This is a genomic window from Mesorhizobium sp. M0676 (assembly GCF_040320535.1).
In the GTDB taxonomy this organism is placed as follows: domain Bacteria; phylum Pseudomonadota; class Alphaproteobacteria; order Rhizobiales; family Rhizobiaceae; genus Mesorhizobium.
On sequence record NZ_JAMYPU010000026.1, the window covers coordinates 26,295 to 48,556 of the forward strand.

Below are 22,262 nucleotides of genomic sequence, written 5' to 3' on the forward strand. Positions count from 1 at the left end.
CCATCAATGGTCCTCCCGCGCCGGGAAGCTCATGATAACGGACAATCCGGGATTGGCAGGCAGAAGTTCAAGCCGGCCATTGTGAAAAGTCATGATCGCCTTGGCGAGGCTGAGACCAAGGCCTGATCCCGGCTGGGAGCGGCTCTTTTCCAGCCGCACGAAGCGCTCGGTCGCCCTGGCGCGGTCGGCGTCATCGGGGATGCCATGGCCATTGTCGGAAACGGAAAGGCGGATTTCGTGACCGACGCGCTGCAGGGCTACGCGCACGGCAGGCTTTTCCGCCGCATCGGTCGAGTATTTGATGGCGTTGTCGACGATGTTCGACAGTGCCTGGCCGATCAGCTCGCGGTTGCCATCGACGGAAAAATCCCCGTCCGCGGCAGTTTCGAGCACCACGCCAGCCTCCTCCGCGACCGGCTCATAAAGCTCGACAACGTCACGGACGGCGGCGGCGAGATCGACCTTGCTGGTGCTCTCCGAGGAATAGCCGGCCTCCAGCCTGGAGATCATCAGGATGGCGTTGAAGGTTTTTATCAGCTGGTCGGATTCGGCGATGGTGCCTTCCAGCGCCTGCCGGTAGTCGGTGGTCTTGTGCTTGCCCGAAAGTGTCGCCTCAGCGCGGTTGCGCAGTCTGGTCAGCGGCGTCTTCAAATCATGGGCGATGTTGTCGGAGACCTGCTTCAGCCCTTCGTTGAGCGTCGCTATCCTGGCCAGCATGGTGTTGAGGTTTTCCGACAGGCGGTCGAACTCATCGCCGGCGCCGGTCACCGGCAGCCGTCCCGTGAGATCGCCGCCCATGATGCGGCGGCTTGCTTCCGAGACGCTATCGATGCGCTTCAGCGCGGCGCGGCCGACAAAGAACCAGATCAGCAGCCCGCCCACTCCCATCATACCCAGCGCCAGCATCAGGGCGCGGCGAACGACGGCGCGGAAGCGCTCGGGTTCGCCGAGATCGCGGCCGACAAGCATGATCATCTGGTTGGGCAGCCGCAGCACCAGCGCGATGGCGTTGTGGCCCTTCTCGCCCTCGGACTGAATTTCGGTCTCGCCGGGCTGCGCGCCATTCGGGTCAGAAGCCTGGTTGCGCTGCCGTTCGAGCTCACCTTCGCCGAAACGGCGATAGGAGAAGGGTTCGGTCGTCCAGCCATCGGTCTCGAGCACCCCCGGTGCCAGGCTCTGCACGTTGCCGGTGAGGATCTGGCCGTTGACGTCGGCAATGAGATAGAGGTTGGCGCCGGGCTGGCGCGAGCGCTGCTCGACGACGCGCACCAGCCGCGGCAGGCCGCCGCTCTGATAGGCACGGGCGAGGCCGAGCACCTCGTCATTGATGGTCTGCTGGGTCTGGCCGGTCAGCATGCGGGCCGACAACGACGTCATGTAGAAGACCAGCAACACGGCACATAGCGCGAAAAGCAGGAAATAAAGCGCTGAAAGCCGCGCCGCCGTCGTCCTCATGATGGCCGGCAGGGAAAGGGCCATCGAGTTCTAGCTCATGATGAGATTTGGCTGAAATCTCATCATGACCTACCCCTTTGTTGGAGCATGATCTTCTCCAAAAACCGGTACCTACTTTTTGGGATCATGCTCTAGCCGCTCTTCAGCATATAGCCGGCGCCGCGAACCGTATGCAGGATCGGCTTGTCGAAACCCTTCTCGATCTTGCCACGCAGGCGCGAGACGTGAACGTCGATCACGTTGGTCTGCGGATCGAAATGATAGTCCCAGACATTTTCGAGCAGCATGGTGCGCGTCACCACCTGGCCGGCATGGCGCATCAGATATTCGAGCAGGCGGAATTCGCGCGGCTGCAGCGTGATCTCGCGCGCCGCGCGCTTGACCGAATGGGACAGCCGGTCAAGCTCGAGATCGCCGACCCGGTAGACGGTTTCGGCCTCCCTGGCGCTGGCGCGGCGGTTCAGCACCTCGACGCGGGCGAGCAATTCGGAAAAGGCATAGGGCTTGGTCAGATAGTCGTCCCCGCCGGCGCGCAGACCGGTGACGCGGTCATCGACTTCGCCCAGCGCCGACAGGATCAGCACCGGCGTGGTGTTGCCGCGCGAGCGCAGGCCGGCAATGACGGAGAGCCCGTCGCGGCGTGGCATCATGCGGTCGACGACCATCACGTCATAGTCGCCGGCATCGGCCAGCGCAAAGCCGGTTTCGCCGTCGCCGGCGACATGGGCGGTGTGCCCAGCCTCGGCAAAGGCCTTCTGCATATAGTCGGCCGCCTCGCGATCGTCTTCTATGACGAGAATCTTCATAGAGCCGTTATACGCGATTTCGCCGGAAGATTGAGAGGCCGCCATAAGCGCAAAAGCTTTCGTTCAAGCATGTCGTTTTGCCAAACCGCCGTGCACTTTGGGCGACATGCTTTGCGTTAGAGCGGCAGCGGGCGATGGGGGCCCGCTGCCGCCGGGGGCAGAACACGATGACTGACTAACGCATTCGGCCCCTGGCTTTCCCGTGCGGCGGCTCGGGGGTGTTGAAACCGCCGCACTGGAAACTGTGTGATGTCAGCCTTTGGCGACTGGCAGCGCGACGAAGCGGTTTGAATCGTCGCGGGTGATCTGCATCAGCACCGCCTTGCGGCCGGACTTGACCGCATCGGCCATCGCCTTGGCGACGTCTTCGGTGCCGTTCACCTCCGTCGAATTGACCGAGGTGATGACATCGCCGGGCTGGATGCCGCGGTCGGCGGCATCGCTGTCGGGATCGACATCGGTCACCACCAGCCCCTTGCCGTTTTCCGACTTGGTGACGGTGAGGCCGAGATCGGCCAGCGCGGCGGGCTTTGCCGGTGCTGCGGGCTGCTGCGGGTCGGCCGAGGCCTGCTTGTCAGTGGATGGCAACGTGCCGAGATCGACCTTGATGGTCTGGCTCTTGCCGTCGCGCCACACCGTGACGTCGACCGACTTGCCGGGTGGGTAGGCGCCGATCAGACGAGCCAGTTCCTTCGGCGATGCGACGTCCTTGCCTTCGACCTGGGTGATCACGTCACCGGCGGTGATGCCGGCCTTCTTGCCGGGGCCACCGTCCTGGGCGCCCGAAACCAGAGCCCCGTTCTGCGACTTCAGGCCCAGCGATTCGGCGATGTCCGATGTAACCGGCTGGATTTCGACGCCGAGCCAGCCACGCTGCACCGAGCCGCTCTTCATCAGATCCTGCACCACCTGCTTGGCGGTCGAGGCCGGAATGTCGAAGGCGATGCCGACGCTTCCGCCCGACGGCGAGAAGATCGCGGTGTTGATGCCGACGACCTGGCCGTTGAGGTTGAAGGTCGGGCCGCCCGAATTGCCGCGGTTGACCGAAGCGTCTATCTGGATGAAGTCATCATAGGGACCGGCGCCGATATCACGGCCACGGGCCGAGACGATGCCGGCGGTGACGGTGCCGCCGAGGCCGAACGGATTGCCGACGGCCACCACCCAGTCGCCGACGCGAACCTTGGAATCGTCGGCGAAATCGACATAGGTGAACTTGCCGACGCCATCGACCTTGAGCACCGCCAGATCGGTGCGCGGATCGGTGCCGATCAGCTTGGCGTCAAGCTCCTTGCCGTCATTCATCACCACTGTGAAGGCGGAGCCTTCCTCGACGACATGGTTGTTGGTGACGAGATAGCCGTCATCGGAGATGAAGAAGCCAGAACCCTGCGCCACCGGACGCGGCTGGTCGTTGTTATGGTCGCGGTGGCTGAAGCGACGATTGCCGCCGCCCTGGCCGTTCTGATCGCCAAAGCCCCGGAATTGCTTGAAGAACTGGCGCAGCTGCGGATTGTCGGGGAGGTTGTTCATGCCGTCCGGATCGTCGGACTGGTCGGAGCCGTCATCGGCGGCAGGCTCGATCTTGGCCTTGACCTTGACGCTGACCACGGCCGGCGAAACGCGCTCGACGACATCGGCAAAGCCCGGCACCTGGGGCGCTTCGACCCGCACGGCATCGGCCAGAACGGGAGCTGTACCAGTGGCAACGGCGCCGAAACCGATGCCGCCGGCAATGGCCAGCGAAGCGGCGGCGGCCAACAGGCGCTTGCGGGTGCGGGAATATGGGTTGGGGGCGATAGTCATGGGTCTCATATCCTCTTTTCACTGGATGCGGCTCAGGCAGAGCATCCTCGGACAAGAGAAATAGAGAGGCGCACATTACCGCGCCATTTCCGAAGCATGAAAGTTTTGTAATGTTGGGCGGACGCACAAATCGCTTGGTTGCGCTCGCCTGCTGCCCTATGGTGTACACAACTCAGCACAAGGCTTTCACAATGACAGCAAGCACCACCATGACCATTCGAGTCTCGTCCGAGACCAAGCTGAAGCTGGAGCAGATCGCTACCGATACCAGGCGTAGTAAATCGTTCCTCGCCGCCGAGGCGGTCTCAGCCTATGTCGATCGCGAGCTGGATATCATCGAAGGCATAAAACGTGGCATGGCCGACGCAGAGGCTGGCCGCGTCGTGCCCCACGACGACGCCATGGCGGAGGTCGACGCGGTGATCGAAGCAGCGAAAGCCAGGCGCGCAGGCAAGGCGTGAAGCGGTTCGTCACCTGGTCGCGAGAAGCGCTGGACGATCTCACGCAGCAAGTTGCCTTTATCGCTCAGGACAATCCTGCCGCCGCCCGACGCCTCGCGGACCGTATCCGTGAAATGGGCCGGGGCCTTGGTGATATGGCGACGGGCCGACCTGGCCGGGTAACAGGCACTTATGAGAAGCCCATCGGCCGCCTGCCCTACATCATTGCCTATGAATTGCGCCTGATCGCCGGCCGTCAGAGCATTGTTATCCTGCGCGTCATCCACACGTCGCGGGACTGGCCTTTGGAGGAATGGCCGAGCTAGTCGCTCAGCATCTTGTCCAGCGCCGCCTGTTCCTCGGCGCTCAGCGCCTTGGTTGCCAACGAGCGGCGCGAGCGTGTGGTCAGCACAATGAAAATGCCGCCGACTAGAAGCAGAAGCACCGGCGTGCCCCAAAGCAAGGCGTTGCGCGGGCTGAAGCGCGGCTTCAACAGCACGAACTCGCCGTAGCGCGACACGATATAGTCCATCACCTGCTGGTCGGTATCGCCGGCAACCAGGCGCTGGCGCACCAGGATGCGCAGGTCGCGGGCGAGGTCTGCATCGGATTCGTCGATGGACTGGTTCTGGCAGACCATGCAGCGCAGGCCTTCCGACAGTAGCCGCGCCCTCGCCTCGAGCGCCGGATCGGTGAGAACCTCGTCCGGTTTCACCGCTTGCGCCGCGCCGGCAAACAGCAGCGCCAGAAGCAGGGTGAGCGAGGCCAACGAGAACCTGGTGCTCACGGCGCGCCTGCCGACGGCATGGAGGCTGCCTGCTTGCGGCGGCGCGAGGGTGCGCCAACCCGCAGGCGACGGTCGAGCAGCGACATTGCGGCTCCCGCCATCATCACCAGAGCTCCGCCCCAGATCAGCGTCACCAGCGGCTTCCACCACAGGCGCACCACGACGGATCCATCGGTGCCTTCATCGCCCAGCGACAGATAGAGCTGGCTGAAGCCGATCGTCTCGATGCCGGATTCGGTCGTCGTCGTCTGCCGCACCGGAAAGAAGCGCTTGGCCGAGGTGATTTCGGCTGAAACGCCGCCATCGGCGCCGATCAGGGAAAAGCGGCCGCGCTGCTCGCTGTAGTTCGGACCCTGCGCCGGGAAGAGGCCGTCGAAACGCAGCGTGTGGCCGGAGAGTTCGACGCTCTCGCCGGCATGCATCGACAGTATCCTTTCGGTGCCGAAGCACAGCGTGCCGACAATGCCGAGCGTCGTCAGCCCGAGGCCGAGATGGGCAAGTGCAGTGCCGAACACCGAACGCGGCAGGCCGGCGAAACGGCGCAGCATGATGGCGGGCGACGCATTGCCAAAGCCGGACTTGACGGCGAGGTCGGTGAGCGCGCCGCAGACCAGCCAGCAGGCGAGGCCGACACCAAGGGCGGCGAACACCGACGCGCCGTCGATGAACAGCCCCGTGACCAGCATCGCCAGGAGAGCGGCGCCGAAAGCCGCCATCAGGCGCTGGGCGACGGCATAGAGGTCGCCGCGCTTCCAGGCTAGCAGCGGCCCGAACGGAACCACGACCAGCAGCGGCACCATCAGCGGGCCGAATGTCAGGTTGAAGAACGGCGCGCCGACCGAGATCTTGCCGGCCGAAAGCGCCTCGACCGCGAGCGGATAGAGCGTGCCGACCAGCACGGTGGCGGTGGCCGTGGTCAGGAACAGATTGTTGAGGACAAGCGCGCCTTCGCGCGAGATCGGGTGGAACAGGCCGCCGGCCGTCAGCCGCGAGGCGCGCAGCGCAAACAGGGCCAGCGAGCCGCCGATGAACAGCGTCAAAATGCACAGGATGAAGATGCCGCGGGTCGGATCGGTGGCGAAAGCATGCACCGAGGTCAGCACACCGGAGCGCACCAGGAAGGTGCCGAGCAGCGACAGCGAGAAGGTGAGGATGGCTAGCAGCAGCGTCCAGATCTTGAGCGCCGAGCGCTTTTCCATGACGATTGCCGAATGCAGAAGAGCCGTGCCGGCCAGCCACGGCATGAAGGAAGCGTTTTCGACCGGATCCCAGAACCAGAAGCCGCCCCAGCCGAGCTCGTAATAGGCCCAGTAGGAGCCCATCGCGATGCCGCCGGTGAGGAACATCCAGGCGACCAGCGTCCACGGCCGCACCCAGCGCGCCCAGGAGGCATCGATGCGGCCTTCGATGAGGGCGGCGACCGAGAAGGAAAAGCAGATGGAGAACCCGACATAGCCGAGATAGAGCAGCGGCGGATGGATGGCGAGGCCAAGATCCTGCAGGACCGGGTTGAGATCGCGGCCCTCGATCGGCGCCGGATTGAGCCGGGTGAACGGATTGGATGTCGCCAGGATGAACAGGAAGAAGGTGGCGCCGATAGCCCCCTGCACGGCCAGCACATTGGCGCGCAGCGTCGCCGGAAGGTTGGAGCCGAAGACAGCGACCAGCGCACCGAAGAAGGTCAGGATCAGCACCCAGAGCAGCATCGAGCCTTCGTGATTGCCCCAGGTTCCGGTGATCTTGTAGATCAGCGGCTGCAGCGAATGCGAGTTTTCCCACACGCTCGCCACCGAGAAATCGGAACTTGCATAGGCGCCGGCGAGTGCTGCGAACGATAGCGCCGCGAGCGCGAAGCCTGTGACCGTGACGGGACCGCCGACAGCCATCAGCCTCTGGTTGCCGGTACGGGCGCCGATCAGCGGCACCAGCGTCTGCACCAGCGACAGCACAAAGGCGAGGACGAGCGCGAAGTGTCCGGTCTCAACCATTACTGGCTCTTGCTCTCTTGCCACACGCCCTTGGCCTTCAGCCCGTCAGCGACTTCCTTGGGCATGTAGCGCTCGTCATGCTTGGCCAGCACGCTGTCGGCGACGAAAACGCCGTCGGCGCCAAAGCTGCCTTCGGTGATGACGCCCTGCTCCTCGCGGAACAGATCGGGCAGGATGCCGGTATAGCTGACCTTGACCGATTTGTGCGTGTCGGTGACCGAGAACGCAACCGTCGCGCCCTGCCCGCGCACGACCGTGCCCTTTTCGACGAGGCCGCCGAGCCTGATGCGCTGTCCCGGCTGCAAGCTGGCGGTGGTCAGATCGGCGGGCATATAGAAATAGGAGGCCTTCTGGCCCAACGCATAGAAGGTCAGCCCGGTGGCGGCGCCGAGGAAGGCAAGACCTCCGACAATCACCGACAATCGCTTCTGCTTGCGCGTCATGTCCTACTCCGTCGCCGTCAGGCCGAGCGAGGCGGCAAAGGCGGTGAATTTCTTCGCTTCCTCACTGTCGGCGCCAAACACGGCAATACCGCGATGCAGCGCGTCGCGCGCCTGGTCGGCCTTCCCCAGCACAACATAGGAACGAATGAGCCGCATCCATCCTTCCGTGTCGCGCGGATTTTGCCGCAATTTTTCGTCGAGGCCGGCGACCATGGTTTCGATCATGGCCTGCCTGTCCTGCGGCGCCATCGACGAGGCGGCATCGACGGCTGCGGCGTCGGGGCCTTTGGCGGGCTCTCCTGACGCGACGCTGCGGTTGGCGGCCTCGGCCAGTGCCTGTTGGACAGCTCCGCGCCATGGCGAATCCTGCGGCAGGGAATCGAGCATTTTCTGCCAAGCCGTGGTTGCCTCGGGTATGTGGCCTTCCTGGGCCAGCGCCATCGCCAAATAGAACGAGGCTTTCGCGTTTCCCGGGTCGAGTTTTAGCGCCTGTTCGAAAGCGTATTGCGCATCGGCCGAAACGATGCCGCCGGCCGCATTGGCGATCGCTTCGCCGAGACCGGCCTCGCGGGCAGCCGTGTCGCCATCGAGGCGGATGGCATTGCGATAGGCGGTCACGGCATCGGGAAAGCGCTGCAGGCGCAGATAGATCGGGGCGAGCACGTCCCAGCCGCGTCCATCGCCAGGGTTGGCGGCAAGATGGGCCTCGGCGCGCGCCACCAACTCGTCGACCGAACTATCGGCCGGATTCTTGGCCAGCCGTTCGGCAAGCGGCTGTGACGGCAGATCCGGCGAGCCGAGCTGGCTGTAAAGGCCCCAGCTGAGCAGAGGGACCGCCAGTACCGCAGCCGTTGCCACCAGCCTTGCCGCCTTTGACGGCTGCCGCGTGCCAGGCGCATCGGCTTGACCGACATTGGCTTGACCAACATCTCCCAGGCGAAGGATGCGGCGGGCGATTTCGGCGCGCGCCTCCTCGGCTTCCGCCGGCTGGATCAGCCCGCGCGCGGCGTCACGCTCAAGCTCGGCCAGTTGGTCGCGATAGACTTCGAGGTCGTGGTCGCTGCTGGTCGGAGCGTCCTTGCCGCCACTGGTCAGCGGCAGCAGCACCGTCAGGCTTGCGCCCAGCGTGAGGATTGCGGCTATGACCCAGAACAGCATGGTTCTTCCAATAGAGCGAGAGCCCTGCTCTCACAACATGAGGGTGCTGCGACGCTTTGACGGGATTCCGACCCCGGCCCAATGTTCAGGTCAGCGGCGTCCAGCTGCCGTCGGCGTTGCGGCATGCGGTGCCCCGCGCGGTCTGGCCGGCCGTGCCGGTAAACACCGTATGGGTGTACTGGCGGCAATCCTGCGAGCCGACGCGGTAGGGCTGGGCCGCGACGACTTCGCCGGAATGAGCCGAACTGTCGCTCTTCCACGTCACCTTCTGGCCGCTCGCCGTATATTCGAGCGCCTTGTATTCCGCCTCGAGCGCCTTGCGCTTCTCGGTGCTGTCCAGGCCACTGCCGATCGATCCGCCGACGAGCCCGCCGGCCATGGCCGAGATGATCGTCGTCGCGACTTTGGCCCCTGAAGGAGGCGACGCGGGCGGGTTGGTGATGGAGATATCCGGGCCACTGCCCTTGCCCAGCGTTCCGCAGCCGGAAAGAGCGAGCAGTGCGGAAACGAGCGCAACGCGAATCTTCATGCCAACAACCGGTTTTCTTGAACGGGATGCGCTGGGGGCCGCGTCATCGGGGGCGTCAGGACGTCATACTATTGATATTTGTCGGAAATTTGGCCGTTCTTAACGGCTTTTGCGCAATCGAGGGGCCGCCATAACACAGGCATTCGGCCGTGTCGATTGGCCCTGGGCAGTACATCATTGCAAGCTCCGCAAGCGCACAACCGCCTTCAGCCCGCCCATCGTGGAGCGTTCCAGCGCCAGCGCCCCGCCATACTCGTTGACGAGGTCGGCAACGATGGCAAGTCCGAGCCCGGTTCCCGGCTTTGTCTCGTCGAGGCGCCGGCCGCGTTTCAAAACATCGCGGGCCTTGTCCTCGGGGATGCCGGGACCGTCATCCTCGATCGATAGCTCGAACAGGCCGGCTGCGGCCGGCGTGACGGATACGGCAACAGTGCTCCTTGCCCATTTCATCGCATTGTCGAGGAGGTTGCCGACCAGTTCCTCCAAATCCTCGCGCTCGCCAGCAAAGACGATGTCGGCCGCCGGCAGCGTAAGCGACAGGCTGACATCAGGCTTGAGTTTTTGCAGCACGCGCACCATGCGCTGCACCAGCGGGGTCACCGGCGTGCGGTAGACGACGCTGTCGCGCTGCGCGGCGACCCGAGCCCGCTGCAGATAATGGTCGACCTGCTTCTGCATCGAGGCGGCCTGGTCGGCGATGAGCTGGCCCTTGGCGCCGCCGAGCGCCCGGCCCTCGTTGATCAAAACTGCGAGCGGCGTCTTCAGCGAATGGGCGAGGTTGCCGACCTGCGTGCGTGAACGCTCGACGATGCGCTTGTTGTTTTCGATCAGCGCATTGGTCTCGTTGGCGAGCGGCTCGATCTCGGCGGGAAACTGGCCGTCGAGCCGTTGCGCCGTGCCTTCGCGCACCTGGGCAAGCGCGTTGCGAACCCGGCGCAAGGGCTGCAGGCCGAGCAGGATGGCGATCGCATTGATGGCGATCATGCCGACGCCGAACAGGCTGAGATAGGTCAACAGGCGGCCCTGGAAGGTGGCGATCTCGTGCTCGAGCTCGGTCTTGTTGCCCATTACGCGGAAGCGCGCGGCGCGGTTCTTGGCATCGAGGACGAATTCGCTTTCGAACACTTGCAGTTCCTCGTCACCGATGCCGTCGGTGGAATAGCTGCGCTGGAAACTGGAATTGAAAGGCACCTCGGCAACGGTCGGCGACGGGATCGTCGTGGTCATCGAGGACGAATGAAGGTTGCCGTGCACGCCTTCGGAAGCCGGCTCCACCGACCAGTACCAGCCCGAATTCGGCTCCGAGAAGCGCAGGTCGCCAAGGTCGGGAGCACCGGTGAGCTGGCCGGATTCGGAAACGCCGACCGAGCCGATCAGATTGAACAGATGCGCCGACAGCAGGCTGTCGAAGCCGCGCTCGCTGGCCTGGCGGTAGAGCGTGGTGATCAGAGTGAAGATGACGATCAGGGTGAGGATCGCCCAGATCGTGGAAAATCCGATGACGCGGAAGGCCAGCGAGCGCGGCCAGAGCCGCGCCGAAAAAGGCTTCCTTGCTGGTATGGGGAGCGGTTCCGCCTTACGCCTCCGGCTCACGCATGCGATAGCCCATGCCGCGCACGGTTTCGATCATGTCGATGCCCATCTTCTTGCGCAGCCGGCCGACAAAGACCTCGATGGTGTTGGAATCGCGGTCGAAATCCTGGTCGTAGAGATGCTCGACCAGCTCGGTGCGCGACACCACCTCGCCCATATGGTGCATCAGATACGCCAGCAGGCGGAACTCATGCGAGGTCAGCTTCAGCGGCACGCCGTTGACATCGGCCTTGGAGGCCTTGGTGTCGAGGCGCAGCGGCCCGCAAGTGAGCTCGGACGAGGCATGGCCGGCGGCGCGGCGGATCAGCGCCCTCACCCTGGCCAGCACCTCCTCGATGTGGAACGGCTTGGTGACATAGTCGTCGGCGCCGGCATCGATGCCCGACACCTTGTCGCTCCAGCGGTCGCGCGCTGTCAGGATCAGCACCGGCATCTTGCGGCCGTTGCGGCGCCAGCGCTCGACGACGCTGATGCCGTCCATCTGCGGCAGGCCTATGTCGAGCACGACGGCATCGTAGGGCTCGGTGTCGCCGAGGAAATGCCCCTCCTCGCCGTCATAGGAGCGGTCGACGACATAGCCGGCATCGACCAGCGCGTCGGCCAGCTGCCGGTTGAGATCCTTGTCATCTTCTACGACGAGTACGCGCATGATCGGTCAGGCCTGTTGATGGGTCAGATATAGGCCGATTCCGGTGGTCTGGGAAACGAGCCCTGCAAGAGGGAAGATTGGATCAGTTCGCCGGGACGACGATCTCGGAACGGCGCGGACGCTGGCCGTCCTTGCCCGGCACAAGCACGACGATGACGCAGACCTCCTGGCCGCCACGCGTCGTCTGCGAAGCCTTGGCCAGCGTGCCGCCATTCTGCTCGGCAACCTGCTGGCCGATCGCGTAGCAATCCGCCGCGGCTGCCGGCGTCGCTTGCGACGCCAACAGGCCGGCCGCTGTGAGCGCCAGTATCGCGATTCTGACATGAGAGCGAAGCGTTTTCATGGTCGGCGTTGTAACGCAACTGTGCTGAACGTGAAATGAACGGTGAACGGGTGAAAATCCATCCCCGCAATACCCCCCTGCGCGCGCAACGAATGAATGCGATCCTACCGCCCAGTCCCTCAGACCGGGCAATGGATTCATAACCGGAAAACCGGCTGCGCGGCTATGGTGTTTGCGCGCAGGTTCTCAATTCGCAGCCAGATTGGGAACAGGTCAAGGCGAGACCATTCTGAAGGGCCGCCCTAAATAGCGCGGGAAACGCCAAATCATCGGAGTGCGCATGACGGATAAAGACCTTGCCGACCTTTACCGGGGCTATATCGCTTGCCTGAATGACCAGGACTGGGCGAAACTTGGAGACTTTGTCGGCGACGAGGTGCAGCACAATGGCGAAATGCTCGGCCTGTCGGGTTATCGCCGTATGCTCGAAGGCGATTTCGAGGCGATACCCGACCTCCGCTTCAACATCGAACTGCTGGTCTGCCAGCCGCCGCGCGTGGCGGCGCGCCTGCATTTCGACTGTCATCCCAAGGGCGTGCTGTTCGGCCTGCCGGTGAACGGCAAGCGCGTGTCGTTCGCTGAGAATGTTTTCTACGAATTCGGAGAGGGTCGCATCCGCGAGGTGTGGTCAGTCATCGACAAGGCCGAGATCCAGGCGCAGATCTAGGTTGCTTCAATCACTTTGTTCGGTGAGAGCGCGTATCCGCAGCACCCCGTGGTAGAGCGCCAGGTCCTCGTCGTAGCGGGCCTCGGCGAACTCCAGCGACAGGCGGGTCTGGTCGCGCGAGCCGGTGGCGAAAGCGGCGCCGTCAAGGCGCGCCCGGATGCTGTCCATAATCAGACGCGTCTCGGCCTCGCCTTGCGCCTTCGACCAGACATGCAGCGTGATGAGCTGGTCGTCATCATTGTCGGCGCCGGTGTCCAGATCGAATGCGCTGGTCCTGCCATAGGTCACATAAGGGAAGGCGGCACTGTCGGCCGCCTGCTCGCGCAACCCGGCGCCGCCGAGCAGCGCCGTCAGCGAGGCATCGCTCTTCAATCTCATGAACAAGGCTTGCAGCAAATCGCCGGGCGCCGTCATCGTCGTCTCCGTTCGCCTGTCACGCTTTGAACAACCTCAGTTTCGCGCGCAACCTAACCGCGTTGCACGGATTTCGCCAGATGACGATCCGCCTGATGGAAGACGGCGAATCGGGCGGCATGGCCCTTTCACGGACCGGGTTCTATTTGGCATGCGGGGAGTTTCAAGAGGGGTGTTATGAGGAGCCCTGTTTTCTCCGGCAATTCGAGGTCATTTCATGCGAACGCCACCGCTGCTGCCGGCTTTTGGAAAGCTCTGCGTCAAGCCCCCGGTCGCGATTGCGGCAGCACCCGCCCTGTCGAAGAGCACCGTGGCCCTGCGCATGCGCGAGATACTTTCAATGCATGGCGGCCTGGCCTTGAAGCTGTCGGTGGTGGCCTGGACAATCCTGATCCTGGCGGCGGCATTTTTCATGTCAAAGGCCTGATGCCGATATGACAAACCGCTACGCGTTGCGCATGGACGAGCCCGAGAGCTGGACTATCTTCGACATCTTCACCGGCCAGCCTGTCGAGCTTAAGCAACAGGTAATGGTGGCCATGAATTTGCGCGATGCGGAAGCGATGGCCGACCGCCTGAACAGCCGGGACGTCAAGCGGCGGGCAAAAGCCGACCGCAAGTCCTGACGCACGCTGATCTCAGCCGCTCTGATTGCAAGACGAACGCGCGCTAACCGAAATCCGCGGCTGTGAGCACATATATGCTCTTGCGGGTGCGGGCGTAGGCCTTGCTGGCAATGTCATGGATGCAGCTGGACGCGGTGTCGAAAGCCGCCAGATAGGTGGCTTCCGCGGTCGCCGTCCCTGATGGCGCCTTCGAGAGGGCATCGGCTGCGACAGAGAAGGAAATCTGGAACATGCCGTCGTGGCCGACAAAGCGGATGCGCTTGCCGGCCTCGTCATAGAAGCGACTTGGATTGGGGAATGTCAGGCTCATGACGTGCCCCCCTTCGGCGCGGCGGCGGCTTTCTTGACTGTCGCCCGCTTCTTCTTCGGTGTCGGGTTCAAGGCTTCCGCGACGCGGTCGGCCTCTTCCTTGGCCAGGCGCAATTCCCTGAGCCTTGCCGTCTTGATCTCCCTGGCCCTCGCTTCGGACATGTAGTCGGAGGTTGCCTTGTTGCGCTCGGCCGTCTTCTTCTGCTTGTCCATGAAGCGGGCTTCAGCTTTTTCCATGATGCTCTGATTGCCTTCGGCCATCGCATAAATCTCCTCGTGCCTGAAATTGTGAAATCGAACTTACGATATAAATAGTCGCTTTGGCCTCGAAATTCAATTTTTCGAAATATCTAGGCGCCTCGCGACGTTTCGAACCCGGCAGACATCATAATACTTTTTAATATTTAATTTTGGCCACGAATAATTTTTGGCACTCCTATCTATCGAGTGCCAACACGCCTATAAGAACGGCGCGGTCGCCTATGCCGGCCCCAGAAAGAAGTTCTCATGAAGTTTCGGCCACTCCACGACCGCGTCGTCATCCGGCGCGCCGAAGGCGATACCAAATCCAAGGGCGGCATCATCATTCCCGACAATGCCAAGGAAAAGCCGCAGGAAGGCGAAGTCATCGCCGTTGGGCCGGGCGCACGCGACGAAAACGGCGCGCTTGTTCCGCTCGACGTCAAGGCCGGCGACTTCATCCTGTTCGGCAAATGGTCGGGCACCGAGGTCAAGATCGACGGCGAGGACCTGCTGATCATGAAGGAAGCCGACATTATGGGCGTGATCGACAAGAGCGAGACGGCCGATATCGGAAAGAGCGGGACGGTCGTCACCGAGAAGAGCGTCAAAGCCAAGAAGGCCGCTTGACCGGTCTGGCTTTGCCAGGCTCCGGCGAGCCGCTTGCTTCACCACACCAACGGGATTGAAAAAAATGTCTGCCAAGGAAATCAAATTCGCCACTGACGCGCGCGACCGCATGTTGCGCGGCGTCGAGATCCTCACCAATGCGGTGAAGGTCACGCTCGGCCCTAAGGGTCGCAACGTCATCATCGACAAGGCCTATGGCGCGCCGCGCATCACCAAGGACGGTGTGACGGTGGCCAAGGAAATCGAGCTTGCCGACAAGTTCGAGAACATGGGCGCGCAGATGGTGCGCGAAGTGGCTTCGAAGACCAACGACCTCGCCGGTGACGGCACCACCACCGCCACGGTGCTGGCCGCATCGATCCTGCGCGAAGGCGCCAAGCTGGTTGCCGCGGGCATGAACCCGATGGACCTCAAGCGTGGCATCGACCAGGCTGTCGCCGCCGTGGTCAAGGACATCAAGGCGAAGGCCAAGAAGGTCAAGTCGTCGGCCGAGATCGCGCAGGTCGGCACCATCGCCGCCAATGGCGATGCCAGCGTCGGCGCCATGATCGCCAAGGCGATGGACAAGGTCGGCAATGACGGCGTCATCACCGTCGAGGAGGCCAAGACCGCCGACACCGAACTCGACGTCGTCGAAGGCATGCAGTTCGACCGCGGCTATCTCTCACCCTATTTCGTCACCAATGCCGACAAGATGCGCGTCGAACTGGAAGAGCCTTACGTGCTCATCCACGAGAAGAAGCTCGGCAATCTGCAGGCGATGCTGCCGATCCTCGAAGCAGTGGTGCAGAGCGGCAGGCCGTTGCTGATCATCTCGGAAGACGTCGAAGGCGAAGCACTGGCGACGCTGGTCGTCAACAAGCTGCGCGGCGGCCTCAAGGTCGCGGCCGTCAAGGCGCCGGGCTTCGGCGATCGCCGCAAGGCGATGCTGGAAGACATCGCCGTGCTGACATCGGGCCAGATGATTTCCGAGGATCTCGGCATCAAGCTCGAAAACGTCACCATCGAGATGCTTGGCCGCGCCAAGCGCGTACTGATCGAGAAGGACACCACCACGATCATCGACGGCGCCGGCACCAAGGCGACCATCCAGGCGCGCATCGCGCAGATCAAGGGCCAGATCGAGGAGACCACGTCCGACTACGACAAGGAGAAGCTGCAGGAGCGGCTGGCCAAGCTCGCCGGCGGCGTCGCCGTGATCCGCGTCGGCGGCGTCACCGAGTCTGAAGTGAAGGAAAAGAAGGACCGCATCGACGACGCGCTGAATGCGACGCGCGCGGCGGTGGAAGAAGGCATCGTGCCCGGCGGCGGCGTGGCGCTTCTGCGCGCCAGATCGGCGCTGGCCGGGCTGACTGGCGCCAATGACGATGTGACGGCAGGCATTTCGATCGTGCTCAGGGCACTCGAAGCGCCGATCCGCCAGATCGCCGAGAATTCCGGTGTCGAAGGCTCGATCGTCGTCGGCAGGCTGTCCGACAGCAAGGACCACAATCAGGGCTTTGATGCCCAGAACGAGGTCTATGTCGACATGATCAAGGCGGGCATCGTCGATCCGGCGAAAGTGGTGCGCACCGCACTGCAGGATGCCGGCTCGATTGCAGCGCTTCTGATCACCGCCGAAGCGATGATCACCGACGTTCCGGCCAAGGATGCGGCGCCTGCGGGCGGCGGTGGCGGCATGGGCGGCTACTGACCATCGCCCGAAAATTGCCCGCCTGGGAATCTGGGCGGGCATAAATCAGAACAGGCTGCCGGGGACATTTCCCCGGCGAGCCAGGAATTTCCGTCAGTCAGTCAAGACCAGTCAGCAACGACAGGGAGATCGACAGATGATCACATTTGCCCCGAAGCCAAACGCTGTATCCGCGACCAAGCCGGCGGAGGAGAGCCGCTTCGATCGCATCCGCCGGATTGCCGCCGACAAGCACAGGCAGGCCGATGCCGGGCCGATTCGCCGCGAGCCGTCGAAGACCGGCGACAAGCGGCCGATGTGACGGCTGCCAACCTCACGACATCGGCAACGCTCCGCCCTCTTCGGTGCGGCGGGCAATGAACTCGTCGAGCACATCGGATGTGGCAACGGCCGACGCCGGCGGCTGGAAGTCGGCCAGCGTCCGCTTCCAGATGCCGGTGGCGCGCTCGGTGGCCGACTTCGAACCGGACTGCGTCCAGCTGCCGAAATTCGACCAGTCGGCGACCAGCGGCTCGTAGAAGGCGGTGCGGTAGCGCGTCATGGTGTGGCCGGCGGAGAAGAAATGCCCGCCCGGCTGGACTTCGGCGATCGCCTCGAAGCCGATCGAATCCTTGTCGCCGGGGGTCGTAGCACAGAGTTCGGCAACCGTCTGCAATGCCTCGATATCGGTGATCAGCTTCTCGTAGGAGACGCTGAGGCCACCCTCCAGCCAGCCCGCGGCATGGATGCAGACGGTGGCGCCGGCAAGCACCGAGCCCCACAGCGCGAACTGCGTCTCGTGCGCCGCCTGCACATCGGAAATGTTGGCCGCACTGCCGCCGCCGGACCGCCAAGGCAGGCCGGTGAAGCGGGCCAGCTGACCGGCGCCCAGCGTCGCCTTGACGTGCTCGGGCGTGCCGAAGGCCGGTGCGCCGGACTTCATGTCCACATTGGAGGAGAAGGATCCGTAAACCACCGGTGCGCCCGGCCGCACCATCTGCGCCAGCGCGAGACCAGCCAGCGCCTCGGCATGCTGCAGCGTCAATGCGCCGGCGACGGTGATCGGCGCCATGGCGCCGGCCAGGCAGAAGGGCGTGATGATGGACACCTGGCCGGCCTTGGCGAAGTCGATGATGCCCTGCGCCATCGGGATATCGAGCTGGCGCGGCGAATTGGTGTTAATGACGGTATAGCAATGGACGCCGGCAAGGAACTCGTCCTGCGAGAGGCCGCGCGCCAACCGGATCATCTCGAACCCATCCTCGACCTGCGGCGTGCCGCGGGCGAAGACGAAGGGGAACTTGTCCGACAGGGTCAGCTGCGCACGGTTGACGGCATAGTGGCGCAAACGGTTGTCGACATCCTGCGGCTCGATCCAGGGGCCGAGCATATGCAGCACGTCGAAATTCTGAACAAGCTTGGTCAGTTCTTCGAAAGCGGCGAGCGTGCCCGGACGCCGTCCGCGTTCGAGATCGGTGACGTTGGGCGCCCCGGCCCCGGCGAGGAACGTCATCGAGCCGAGCTCCAGCATGAGATCGCGGCTACGGTCGCCCGCCAGCGCCCGGATGGATTTCGGCGCCGAGGCCAGTGCCGCAGTGACAATATCGCAGCCGATGCGCACCATCCGGCTGTCCTCGTCGACCAGCGCACCGGCTTTGGCGTAGATCGCCCGTGCCTCCGGCAGCAGCACCTTGATGCCGAGCTCTTCCAGCACGCGCAACGCCGTGTCGTGGATGGCCGCGACCTGGTCGTCCGAAAACACCGGCTGCGGCAGGAACGGGTTCTTGAGCGAGCGATAGTTCGGGTGGCGGCTTGGCCCGCTGCCGGCCTCACCGGTGTGCCCGCGCCGGCGCTCGCGCCTGGTCTCCCTTATGATGTCATCGACCATGGCCAAAACTCCTCATTGCCGCATCGCCTGCCCTCGGGGTCGTATGGCGAGGCCGGAATAATTCGCGCCGGCCGCTCGACGCCGACAATGTGCACCGAAAGCGCGGTCCCCTCCCCGGCGAATTCGTCGCCCAGCAACGTCAGCGCGACGCTTTTGCCTATTGTGTAGCCATAGCCGGCTGAGGCGACGAAGCCGACGCGCCGGCCCTTGTGCCAGACTGGCTCGAAGCCACTGGCGTCGGCATCGACGGCGTCGACCTCCAGCGTCACGATCCGGGCGGCGCTCAACAAACCGTGCGGTGTGGCCTGGCTGCCCTTGTGAGCCGGGCTGAAATGGAAGAATAGTCTTCGCCGGGTATGCCCGCCCTGAAATTGCCCGCTTGCGGTTCTCAGGTGGGTTGGGTGAGTTTCGGGAATGGCCAGTCCTTTAGAACGACGTCCAAGACGAAGAGGTCCGATCGCCGCCGCACTGCTGGCGGTGGACGCCTGGATCGATTCCTCGCTCTACGAAATCGGCTTCAAGGCCGGCCAGTTCTGGGAATCGGCAACCATTTTTTCGCGGCGCTTCCGAGTCACCGGCTGGCGACGCGGCATCATCGAGGTGCTGAGCGAAGGTTTTACGATGGGCGCCGGCGGCGTCGTCGTGCTGCTCGCACTCGCGATGCCGGCCTTCCAGATCACCACCGGCGACTGGCGCAGTCAGGGCGATTTCGCCGTCACCTTCCTCGACCGCTACGGCAATGAGATTGGCCAGCGCGGCATCATCCAGCGCGATTCCGTGCCTGTCGACGAGATGCCGGACCATGTCATCAAAGCGGTGCTGGCGACCGAGGACCGACGCTTCTTCGAGCACTACGGCATCGACGTGCTCGGCCTGTCGCGCGCCATCTTCGAGAATGTGCGGGCTAATTCCGTCGTCCAGGGCGGCTCCAGCATCACCCAGCAGCTGGCCAAGAACCTGTTCCTGTCGAATGAGCGTACCTTCCAGCGCAAGATCAAGGAAGCCTTCCTGTCGCTGTGGCTGGAGGCCAATCTGTCGAAGAAGGAGATCCTGCAGCTCTATCTCGACCGCGCCTATATGGGCGGCGGCACGTTCGGCATCGAGGCGGCGGCGGATTTCTATTTCGGCAAGAGCGTCAAGGATCTGAACCTCGCCGAGGCGGCGATGCTGGCCGGCCTGTTCAAGGCGCCGACCAAATACGCCCCGCACATCAACCTGCCCGCCGCCCGTGCTCGCGCCAATGTGGTGCTGTCGAACCTCGTCGATTCCGGTTTCATGACCGAAGGCCAGGTGCTGCAGGCAAGGCTGCATCCAGCCGAGATCGTCGACCGCGGCGAGCAGAAGAGCCCGGACTATTACCTCGACTGGGCCTTCGATGAGGTCAAGAAGATCGCCAAGCCCGGCCAGCATTCGCTGGTCGCCCACACCACTTTCGACGCCAACATCCAGAAAGCGGCGGAGGAATCCGTCGAATTCCATCTCCGCCAGTTCGGCAAGGAATACAACGTCACCGAGGGCGCCGTTGTGGTGATCGAGACCAATGGCGCGGTGCGCGCCATTGTCGGCGGCCGCGACTATGGCGCAAGCCAGTTCAACCGCGCCACCAAGGCGCTGCGCCAGACCGGCTCCTCGTTCAAACCTTACGTCTACGCCACCGCCATGGAGCACGGGTTCACCCCGGACTCCGTCGTCTCAGGCGGGCCGATCAGCTGGGGCGGCTGGTCACCGCACAATTACAATGGCGGCTCGGCCGGCAATGTGACGCTGATCACGGCGATCGCCAAATCGATCAACACCGTGCCGGTACGGCTGGCCAAGGACTATCTCGGCATCGGCCCGATCAAGGCGATGGCCGAATCATTCGGTGTGGAATCGCCGCTGGAGTCGCACAAGACCATGGTGCTCGGCACATCGGGCATGACGGTCATGGACCAGGCGACGGGCTACAGCGTGTTCGCGCAGAACGGCTTCGCCGGCTCGCGGCACGGCATCACCCAGCTCGTCACCCGCACCGGCGATGTCGTCTACGACTTTGCCAAGGATGCGCCGGCGCCGCATCGGGTTCTGTCGGAACAGGCTTTGAAATACATGAACACCATGCTGGCTGCGGTGCCGGCGATCGGCACGGCGCGGCGCGCGCAGCTACCCAACATCGTCGTCGCCGGCAAGACGGGGACGACGCAATCCTACCGCGACGCCTGGTTCGTCGGCTTCACCGGCAATTACACGGCTGCCGTCTGGCTCGGCAATGACGACTTCACCCCGACCCGCAACATGACCGGCGGCACGCTGCCGGCGATGGTGTGGCAGCGGCTGATGGTCTACGCGCACCAGAATATCGACCTGAAGCCGATCCCCGGCCTAGACAAACCCTTCGTCGACGAAGAGATCGCGGCCAAGGCCGAGGAAGCGGAGAAGAAAAATGCCGATCAGGCAGCAGCGGATGCCGCGGCCGAGCGCCCGGCGGTGCTGTCCAGCCGCACGACACAGACGCTGCGCGAGATGACCAAGGTGTTCCAGGCCGCGCCCGTGCTCGGCTCGCCGCAGACACCGGAGACCCTGTCGGCGCTTTGATTCCACAGCGCTGCTTGCTCTGCGGCCTGCCCCGCTATATCCCCGAACGATAATTCACTCGTCCCGGTTCTTCATGCTCAAGACCGCCTTTTTCACGCTGCTTTCGCTTGCCATAGCCATCGGCCTCGGCGGCGGCAGCGTCTGGTATGCGCTGCAGGCGCAGACCGGCGTCGGCGCGATCAGCATCGGCGAATGGACCGCCTTTCCCGAGATCGGCACGCAAGATGCCGACCCCTATTCCAAGGCGCGCGTGGCGCGTGAAGGCGTGCTGGCGCTCGGCAAGGCCGAGGGCTTGTCCTTCATCGCCGAGCGCGATGCGGCCGGCGATGAGCTTCAGCGGCAATGCGACTACAGGATCGAGGGCAGTTTCCCCACCGCCCGGTTCTGGACGCTCTATGCCGCGGATCAATCGCTCGGCGTGGTCGACACCGGCAAGCCAAGGTTGGCGGCGCTGCAATCCTACCAGGTGCTGCGTCAGCCCGACAATTCGGTGATCATTGCCGTCGGCAACCGTCCGGTCCCCGGCAATTGGCTTCTGATCGAAGGTTTTGGCCGGATGTATTTCGTGCTCACCTTCTACGACACGCCGATTGCCTCAAGCACCGGCCTTTCCGACGTGTCGCTGCCCCGGATCGTCAAGGCTGGCTGCAATGCGTAGGCTGCTGCACGCCATCCTGCTCGGCCTGGTCGGCGCCGGCATCGTCCACATCGTGGTGCTTTTGCTGGTGCCGGAATTTACCGAGCGCGACGCCTGGTCACGGCTGGCGATGGCGTCCGACCTCTACAAGATGACCAGGCTGGACGCCGAGGCGGGCGGCGGGCCGGTGGTGAAGTCGGTAGATCCGCTGTTTTACGCCGCCGCCTGCCGCTTCGACCTTGCCGAAGGCATGGTGCGGATCAAGGCGCCGGGCAGCGTGCCGTTCTGGTCGGTGTCGGTCTATGACCGCAACGGCCACAATTTCTATTCATTCAACGACCGCACGGCGACCGGCAACAAGCTGGACACCGTGGTGCTGACGCCGGCACAGATGATCGACGTGCGCAGGGAGCTTCCCGAAGACCTGCAAGGGGCGATCTTCGTCGAGGCGCCGATCGAGGAAGGCATCTTCGTCATCCGCGCCTTCGTGCCTGACGACAGCTGGAAGCCGGTAGTGTCGCAGTTCCTGGACCAGAGCTCCTGCGAACTGCAGGACTACTGACCTCAGCCCGACGACCAGCAAACTCAGTGGTGCGGAACAGGCGTCC

27 protein-coding genes are annotated in these 22,262 nt (G+C 63.7%); 11 read left to right on the forward strand and 16 right to left on the reverse strand.

From position 1 onward, the window contains the following. Positions 1-3: 3 nt before the first annotated feature. The 3 genes from NKI35_RS24385 to NKI35_RS24395 all read right to left on the reverse strand — a co-directional run bounded on the left by NKI35_RS24385 (position 4) and on the right by NKI35_RS24395 (position 4,067). On the reverse strand, positions 4-1,479 hold the full coding sequence (locus NKI35_RS24385; RefSeq protein WP_352741660.1) for a sensor histidine kinase: 1,476 nt from the start codon (positions 1,477-1,479) through the stop codon (positions 4-6). 107 nt (positions 1,480-1,586) lie between these two features. After that, positions 1,587-2,261, reverse strand: coding sequence for a response regulator transcription factor (locus NKI35_RS24390; RefSeq protein ID WP_023670185.1), 675 nt, complete (start codon positions 2,259-2,261; stop codon positions 1,587-1,589). Between the two features lie 252 nt (positions 2,262-2,513). Then, positions 2,514-4,067 carry a Do family serine endopeptidase gene (locus NKI35_RS24395; RefSeq protein ID WP_023670184.1) on the reverse strand — a complete coding sequence of 518 codons (1,554 nt, stop codon included), beginning with the start codon at positions 4,065-4,067 and terminating at the stop codon, positions 2,514-2,516. A gap of 191 nt (positions 4,068-4,258) precedes the next feature. Between NKI35_RS24395 and NKI35_RS24400 the strand changes: the two genes are divergently transcribed. Beyond that, complete coding sequence (locus tag NKI35_RS24400) at positions 4,259-4,528, forward strand: CopG family ribbon-helix-helix protein (protein ID WP_023670183.1); 270 nt, start codon at positions 4,259-4,261, stop codon at positions 4,526-4,528. Next, positions 4,525-4,833 carry a type II toxin-antitoxin system RelE/ParE family toxin gene (locus tag NKI35_RS24405; protein ID WP_023692816.1) on the forward strand — a complete coding sequence of 103 codons (309 nt, stop codon included), beginning with the start codon at positions 4,525-4,527 and terminating at the stop codon, positions 4,831-4,833. Before NKI35_RS24400 ends, NKI35_RS24405 begins: the two co-directional genes overlap by 4 nt. Here NKI35_RS24405 and NKI35_RS24410 read toward each other — a convergent pair. The 8 genes from NKI35_RS24410 to NKI35_RS24445 form a co-directional block, all read right to left on the reverse strand. Next, positions 4,830-5,294 carry a cytochrome c-type biogenesis protein gene (locus tag NKI35_RS24410; RefSeq protein WP_023670181.1) on the reverse strand — a complete coding sequence of 155 codons (465 nt, stop codon included), beginning with the start codon at positions 5,292-5,294 and terminating at the stop codon, positions 4,830-4,832. The genes NKI35_RS24405 and NKI35_RS24410 overlap by 4 nt on opposite strands. Further along, entirely contained in the window at positions 5,291-7,282 is a 1,992-nt protein-coding gene (locus NKI35_RS24415; RefSeq protein WP_023692815.1) for a heme lyase CcmF/NrfE family subunit, read from the reverse strand. The genes NKI35_RS24410 and NKI35_RS24415 overlap by 4 nt, the downstream gene beginning before the upstream one ends. Beyond that, positions 7,282-7,725, reverse strand: coding sequence for a cytochrome c maturation protein CcmE (ccmE, locus tag NKI35_RS24420; protein ID WP_023670179.1), 444 nt, complete (start codon positions 7,723-7,725; stop codon positions 7,282-7,284). Before ccmE ends, NKI35_RS24415 begins: the two co-directional genes overlap by 1 nt. Positions 7,726-7,728: 3 nt before the next feature. Then, positions 7,729-8,883, reverse strand: a complete 1,155-nt coding sequence (gene ccmI / locus NKI35_RS24425; protein ID WP_352741661.1) for a c-type cytochrome biogenesis protein CcmI — start codon at positions 8,881-8,883, stop codon at positions 7,729-7,731. Positions 8,884-8,968: 85 nt separating this feature from the next. Continuing rightward, positions 8,969-9,412: an RT0821/Lpp0805 family surface protein gene (locus tag NKI35_RS24430; RefSeq protein WP_352741662.1), complete on the reverse strand. Its 444-nt coding sequence runs from the start codon at positions 9,410-9,412 to the stop codon at positions 8,969-8,971. Positions 9,413-9,586: 174 nt separating this feature from the next. Continuing rightward, a complete protein-coding gene (locus NKI35_RS24435; RefSeq protein ID WP_023821067.1) occupies positions 9,587-11,005 on the reverse strand; it encodes an ATP-binding protein in 1,419 nt (472 codons plus the stop codon). Further along, on the reverse strand, positions 10,989-11,654 hold the full coding sequence (locus NKI35_RS24440) for a response regulator transcription factor (protein ID WP_023670175.1): 666 nt from the start codon (positions 11,652-11,654) through the stop codon (positions 10,989-10,991). Before NKI35_RS24440 ends, NKI35_RS24435 begins: the two co-directional genes overlap by 17 nt. 82 nt (positions 11,655-11,736) lie before the next feature. Beyond that, positions 11,737-11,997: a hypothetical protein gene (locus NKI35_RS24445; protein WP_023692812.1), complete on the reverse strand. Its 261-nt coding sequence runs from the start codon at positions 11,995-11,997 to the stop codon at positions 11,737-11,739. A gap of 280 nt (positions 11,998-12,277) precedes the next feature. Between NKI35_RS24445 and NKI35_RS24450 the strand changes: the two genes are divergently transcribed. Next, entirely contained in the window at positions 12,278-12,664 is a 387-nt protein-coding gene (locus NKI35_RS24450; RefSeq protein WP_023692811.1) for an ester cyclase, read from the forward strand. A gap of 6 nt (positions 12,665-12,670) precedes the next feature. Here the strand turns inward: NKI35_RS24450 and NKI35_RS24455 are convergent, their stop codons facing one another. Next, positions 12,671-13,078 (reverse strand): DUF3168 domain-containing protein, encoded by a 408-nt coding sequence (locus tag NKI35_RS24455; RefSeq protein WP_023670173.1) that lies wholly within the window; start codon positions 13,076-13,078, stop codon positions 12,671-12,673. 217 nt (positions 13,079-13,295) lie between these two features. On the opposite strand from NKI35_RS24455, the gene NKI35_RS24460 reads away from it, so the two are divergent. Then, entirely contained in the window at positions 13,296-13,505 is a 210-nt protein-coding gene (locus tag NKI35_RS24460) for a hypothetical protein (protein WP_023684534.1), read from the forward strand. A 7-nt stretch (positions 13,506-13,512) separates the two neighbouring features. Continuing rightward, positions 13,513-13,704, forward strand: coding sequence for a hypothetical protein (locus NKI35_RS24465; protein WP_023684535.1), 192 nt, complete (start codon positions 13,513-13,515; stop codon positions 13,702-13,704). A 43-nt stretch (positions 13,705-13,747) separates the two neighbouring features. Here NKI35_RS24465 and NKI35_RS24470 read toward each other — a convergent pair whose 3' ends face one another. Both NKI35_RS24470 and NKI35_RS24475 read right to left on the reverse strand, forming a co-directional pair. Beyond that, complete coding sequence (locus NKI35_RS24470) at positions 13,748-14,014, reverse strand: DUF1488 family protein (RefSeq protein WP_352741663.1); 267 nt, start codon at positions 14,012-14,014, stop codon at positions 13,748-13,750. After that, entirely contained in the window at positions 14,011-14,274 is a 264-nt protein-coding gene (locus NKI35_RS24475) for a hypothetical protein (RefSeq protein WP_023670169.1), read from the reverse strand. Before NKI35_RS24475 ends, NKI35_RS24470 begins: the two co-directional genes overlap by 4 nt. Before the next feature lie 246 nt (positions 14,275-14,520). Between NKI35_RS24475 and NKI35_RS24480 the strand changes: the two genes are divergently transcribed. The 3 genes from NKI35_RS24480 (at position 14,521) to NKI35_RS24490 (ending at position 16,877) form a co-directional block, all read left to right on the forward strand. Continuing rightward, complete coding sequence (locus NKI35_RS24480) at positions 14,521-14,883, forward strand: co-chaperone GroES (protein ID WP_352741664.1); 363 nt, start codon at positions 14,521-14,523, stop codon at positions 14,881-14,883. Between the two features lie 64 nt (positions 14,884-14,947). Further along, positions 14,948-16,576, forward strand: a complete 1,629-nt coding sequence (gene groL, locus NKI35_RS24485; protein ID WP_023684537.1) for a chaperonin GroEL — start codon at positions 14,948-14,950, stop codon at positions 16,574-16,576. 136 nt (positions 16,577-16,712) lie between these two features. Beyond that, positions 16,713-16,877, forward strand: coding sequence for a hypothetical protein (locus NKI35_RS24490; RefSeq protein ID WP_023705441.1), 165 nt, complete (start codon positions 16,713-16,715; stop codon positions 16,875-16,877). Between the two features lie 12 nt (positions 16,878-16,889). On the opposite strand, the gene NKI35_RS24495 is transcribed toward NKI35_RS24490, so the two are convergent. Both NKI35_RS24495 and NKI35_RS24500 read right to left on the reverse strand, forming a co-directional pair. Then, entirely contained in the window at positions 16,890-18,443 is a 1,554-nt protein-coding gene (locus NKI35_RS24495) for a trimethylamine methyltransferase family protein (RefSeq protein WP_352741665.1), read from the reverse strand. Then, positions 18,425-18,730, reverse strand: coding sequence for a glycine cleavage T C-terminal barrel domain-containing protein (locus NKI35_RS24500; RefSeq protein ID WP_245264567.1), 306 nt, complete (start codon positions 18,728-18,730; stop codon positions 18,425-18,427). Before NKI35_RS24500 ends, NKI35_RS24495 begins: the two co-directional genes overlap by 19 nt. Positions 18,731-18,857: 127 nt before the next feature. Here NKI35_RS24500 and NKI35_RS24505 point away from each other — a divergent pair, with 127 nt between their 5' ends. The 3 genes from NKI35_RS24505 (at position 18,858) to NKI35_RS24515 (ending at position 22,216) form a co-directional block, all read left to right on the forward strand. Further along, entirely contained in the window at positions 18,858-21,017 is a 2,160-nt protein-coding gene (locus NKI35_RS24505; RefSeq protein WP_023684539.1) for a transglycosylase domain-containing protein, read from the forward strand. Between the two features lie 73 nt (positions 21,018-21,090). Continuing rightward, positions 21,091-21,675: a DUF1214 domain-containing protein gene (locus tag NKI35_RS24510; RefSeq protein ID WP_352741666.1), complete on the forward strand. Its 585-nt coding sequence runs from the start codon at positions 21,091-21,093 to the stop codon at positions 21,673-21,675. Beyond that, positions 21,668-22,216, forward strand: a complete 549-nt coding sequence (locus tag NKI35_RS24515) for a DUF1254 domain-containing protein (RefSeq protein ID WP_023747494.1) — start codon at positions 21,668-21,670, stop codon at positions 22,214-22,216. Before NKI35_RS24510 ends, NKI35_RS24515 begins: the two co-directional genes overlap by 8 nt. Positions 22,217-22,262 lie beyond the last annotated feature (46 nt).

Excerpts from the sequence above, each read along its gene's own strand:
- NKI35_RS24385 (WP_352741660.1), bottom strand. The coding sequence starts at position 1,479 with ATGGCCCTTTCCCTGCCGGCCATCATGAGGACGACGGCGGCGCGGCTT.
- NKI35_RS24390 (WP_023670185.1), bottom strand. The coding sequence starts at position 2,261 with ATGAAGATTCTCGTCATAGAAGACGATCGCGAGGCGGCCGACTATATG.
- NKI35_RS24395 (WP_023670184.1), bottom strand. The coding sequence starts at position 4,067 with ATGACTATCGCCCCCAACCCATATTCCCGCACCCGCAAGCGCCTGTTG.
- NKI35_RS24400 (WP_023670183.1), top strand. The coding sequence starts at position 4,259 with ATGACAGCAAGCACCACCATGACCATTCGAGTCTCGTCCGAGACCAAG.
- NKI35_RS24415 (WP_023692815.1), bottom strand. The coding sequence starts at position 7,282 with ATGGTTGAGACCGGACACTTCGCGCTCGTCCTCGCCTTTGTGCTGTCG.
- ccmE (WP_023670179.1), bottom strand. The coding sequence starts at position 7,725 with ATGACGCGCAAGCAGAAGCGATTGTCGGTGATTGTCGGAGGTCTTGCC.
- ccmI (WP_352741661.1), bottom strand. The coding sequence starts at position 8,883 with ATGCTGTTCTGGGTCATAGCCGCAATCCTCACGCTGGGCGCAAGCCTG.
- NKI35_RS24430 (WP_352741662.1), bottom strand. The coding sequence starts at position 9,412 with ATGAAGATTCGCGTTGCGCTCGTTTCCGCACTGCTCGCTCTTTCCGGC.
- NKI35_RS24440 (WP_023670175.1), bottom strand. The coding sequence starts at position 11,654 with ATGCGCGTACTCGTCGTAGAAGATGACAAGGATCTCAACCGGCAGCTG.
- NKI35_RS24445 (WP_023692812.1), bottom strand. The coding sequence starts at position 11,997 with ATGAAAACGCTTCGCTCTCATGTCAGAATCGCGATACTGGCGCTCACA.
- NKI35_RS24450 (WP_023692811.1), top strand. The coding sequence starts at position 12,278 with ATGACGGATAAAGACCTTGCCGACCTTTACCGGGGCTATATCGCTTGC.
- NKI35_RS24455 (WP_023670173.1), bottom strand. The coding sequence starts at position 13,078 with ATGACGGCGCCCGGCGATTTGCTGCAAGCCTTGTTCATGAGATTGAAG.
- NKI35_RS24460 (WP_023684534.1), top strand. The coding sequence starts at position 13,296 with ATGCGAACGCCACCGCTGCTGCCGGCTTTTGGAAAGCTCTGCGTCAAG.
- NKI35_RS24465 (WP_023684535.1), top strand. The coding sequence starts at position 13,513 with ATGACAAACCGCTACGCGTTGCGCATGGACGAGCCCGAGAGCTGGACT.
- NKI35_RS24470 (WP_352741663.1), bottom strand. The coding sequence starts at position 14,014 with ATGAGCCTGACATTCCCCAATCCAAGTCGCTTCTATGACGAGGCCGGC.
- NKI35_RS24475 (WP_023670169.1), bottom strand. The coding sequence starts at position 14,274 with ATGGCCGAAGGCAATCAGAGCATCATGGAAAAAGCTGAAGCCCGCTTC.
- NKI35_RS24480 (WP_352741664.1), top strand. The coding sequence starts at position 14,521 with ATGAAGTTTCGGCCACTCCACGACCGCGTCGTCATCCGGCGCGCCGAA.
- groL (WP_023684537.1), top strand. The coding sequence starts at position 14,948 with ATGTCTGCCAAGGAAATCAAATTCGCCACTGACGCGCGCGACCGCATG.
- NKI35_RS24490 (WP_023705441.1), top strand. The coding sequence starts at position 16,713 with ATGATCACATTTGCCCCGAAGCCAAACGCTGTATCCGCGACCAAGCCG.
- NKI35_RS24495 (WP_352741665.1), bottom strand. The coding sequence starts at position 18,443 with ATGGTCGATGACATCATAAGGGAGACCAGGCGCGAGCGCCGGCGCGGG.
- NKI35_RS24505 (WP_023684539.1), top strand. The coding sequence starts at position 18,858 with ATGGCCAGTCCTTTAGAACGACGTCCAAGACGAAGAGGTCCGATCGCC.
- NKI35_RS24510 (WP_352741666.1), top strand. The coding sequence starts at position 21,091 with ATGCTCAAGACCGCCTTTTTCACGCTGCTTTCGCTTGCCATAGCCATC.
- NKI35_RS24515 (WP_023747494.1), top strand. The coding sequence starts at position 21,668 with ATGCGTAGGCTGCTGCACGCCATCCTGCTCGGCCTGGTCGGCGCCGGC.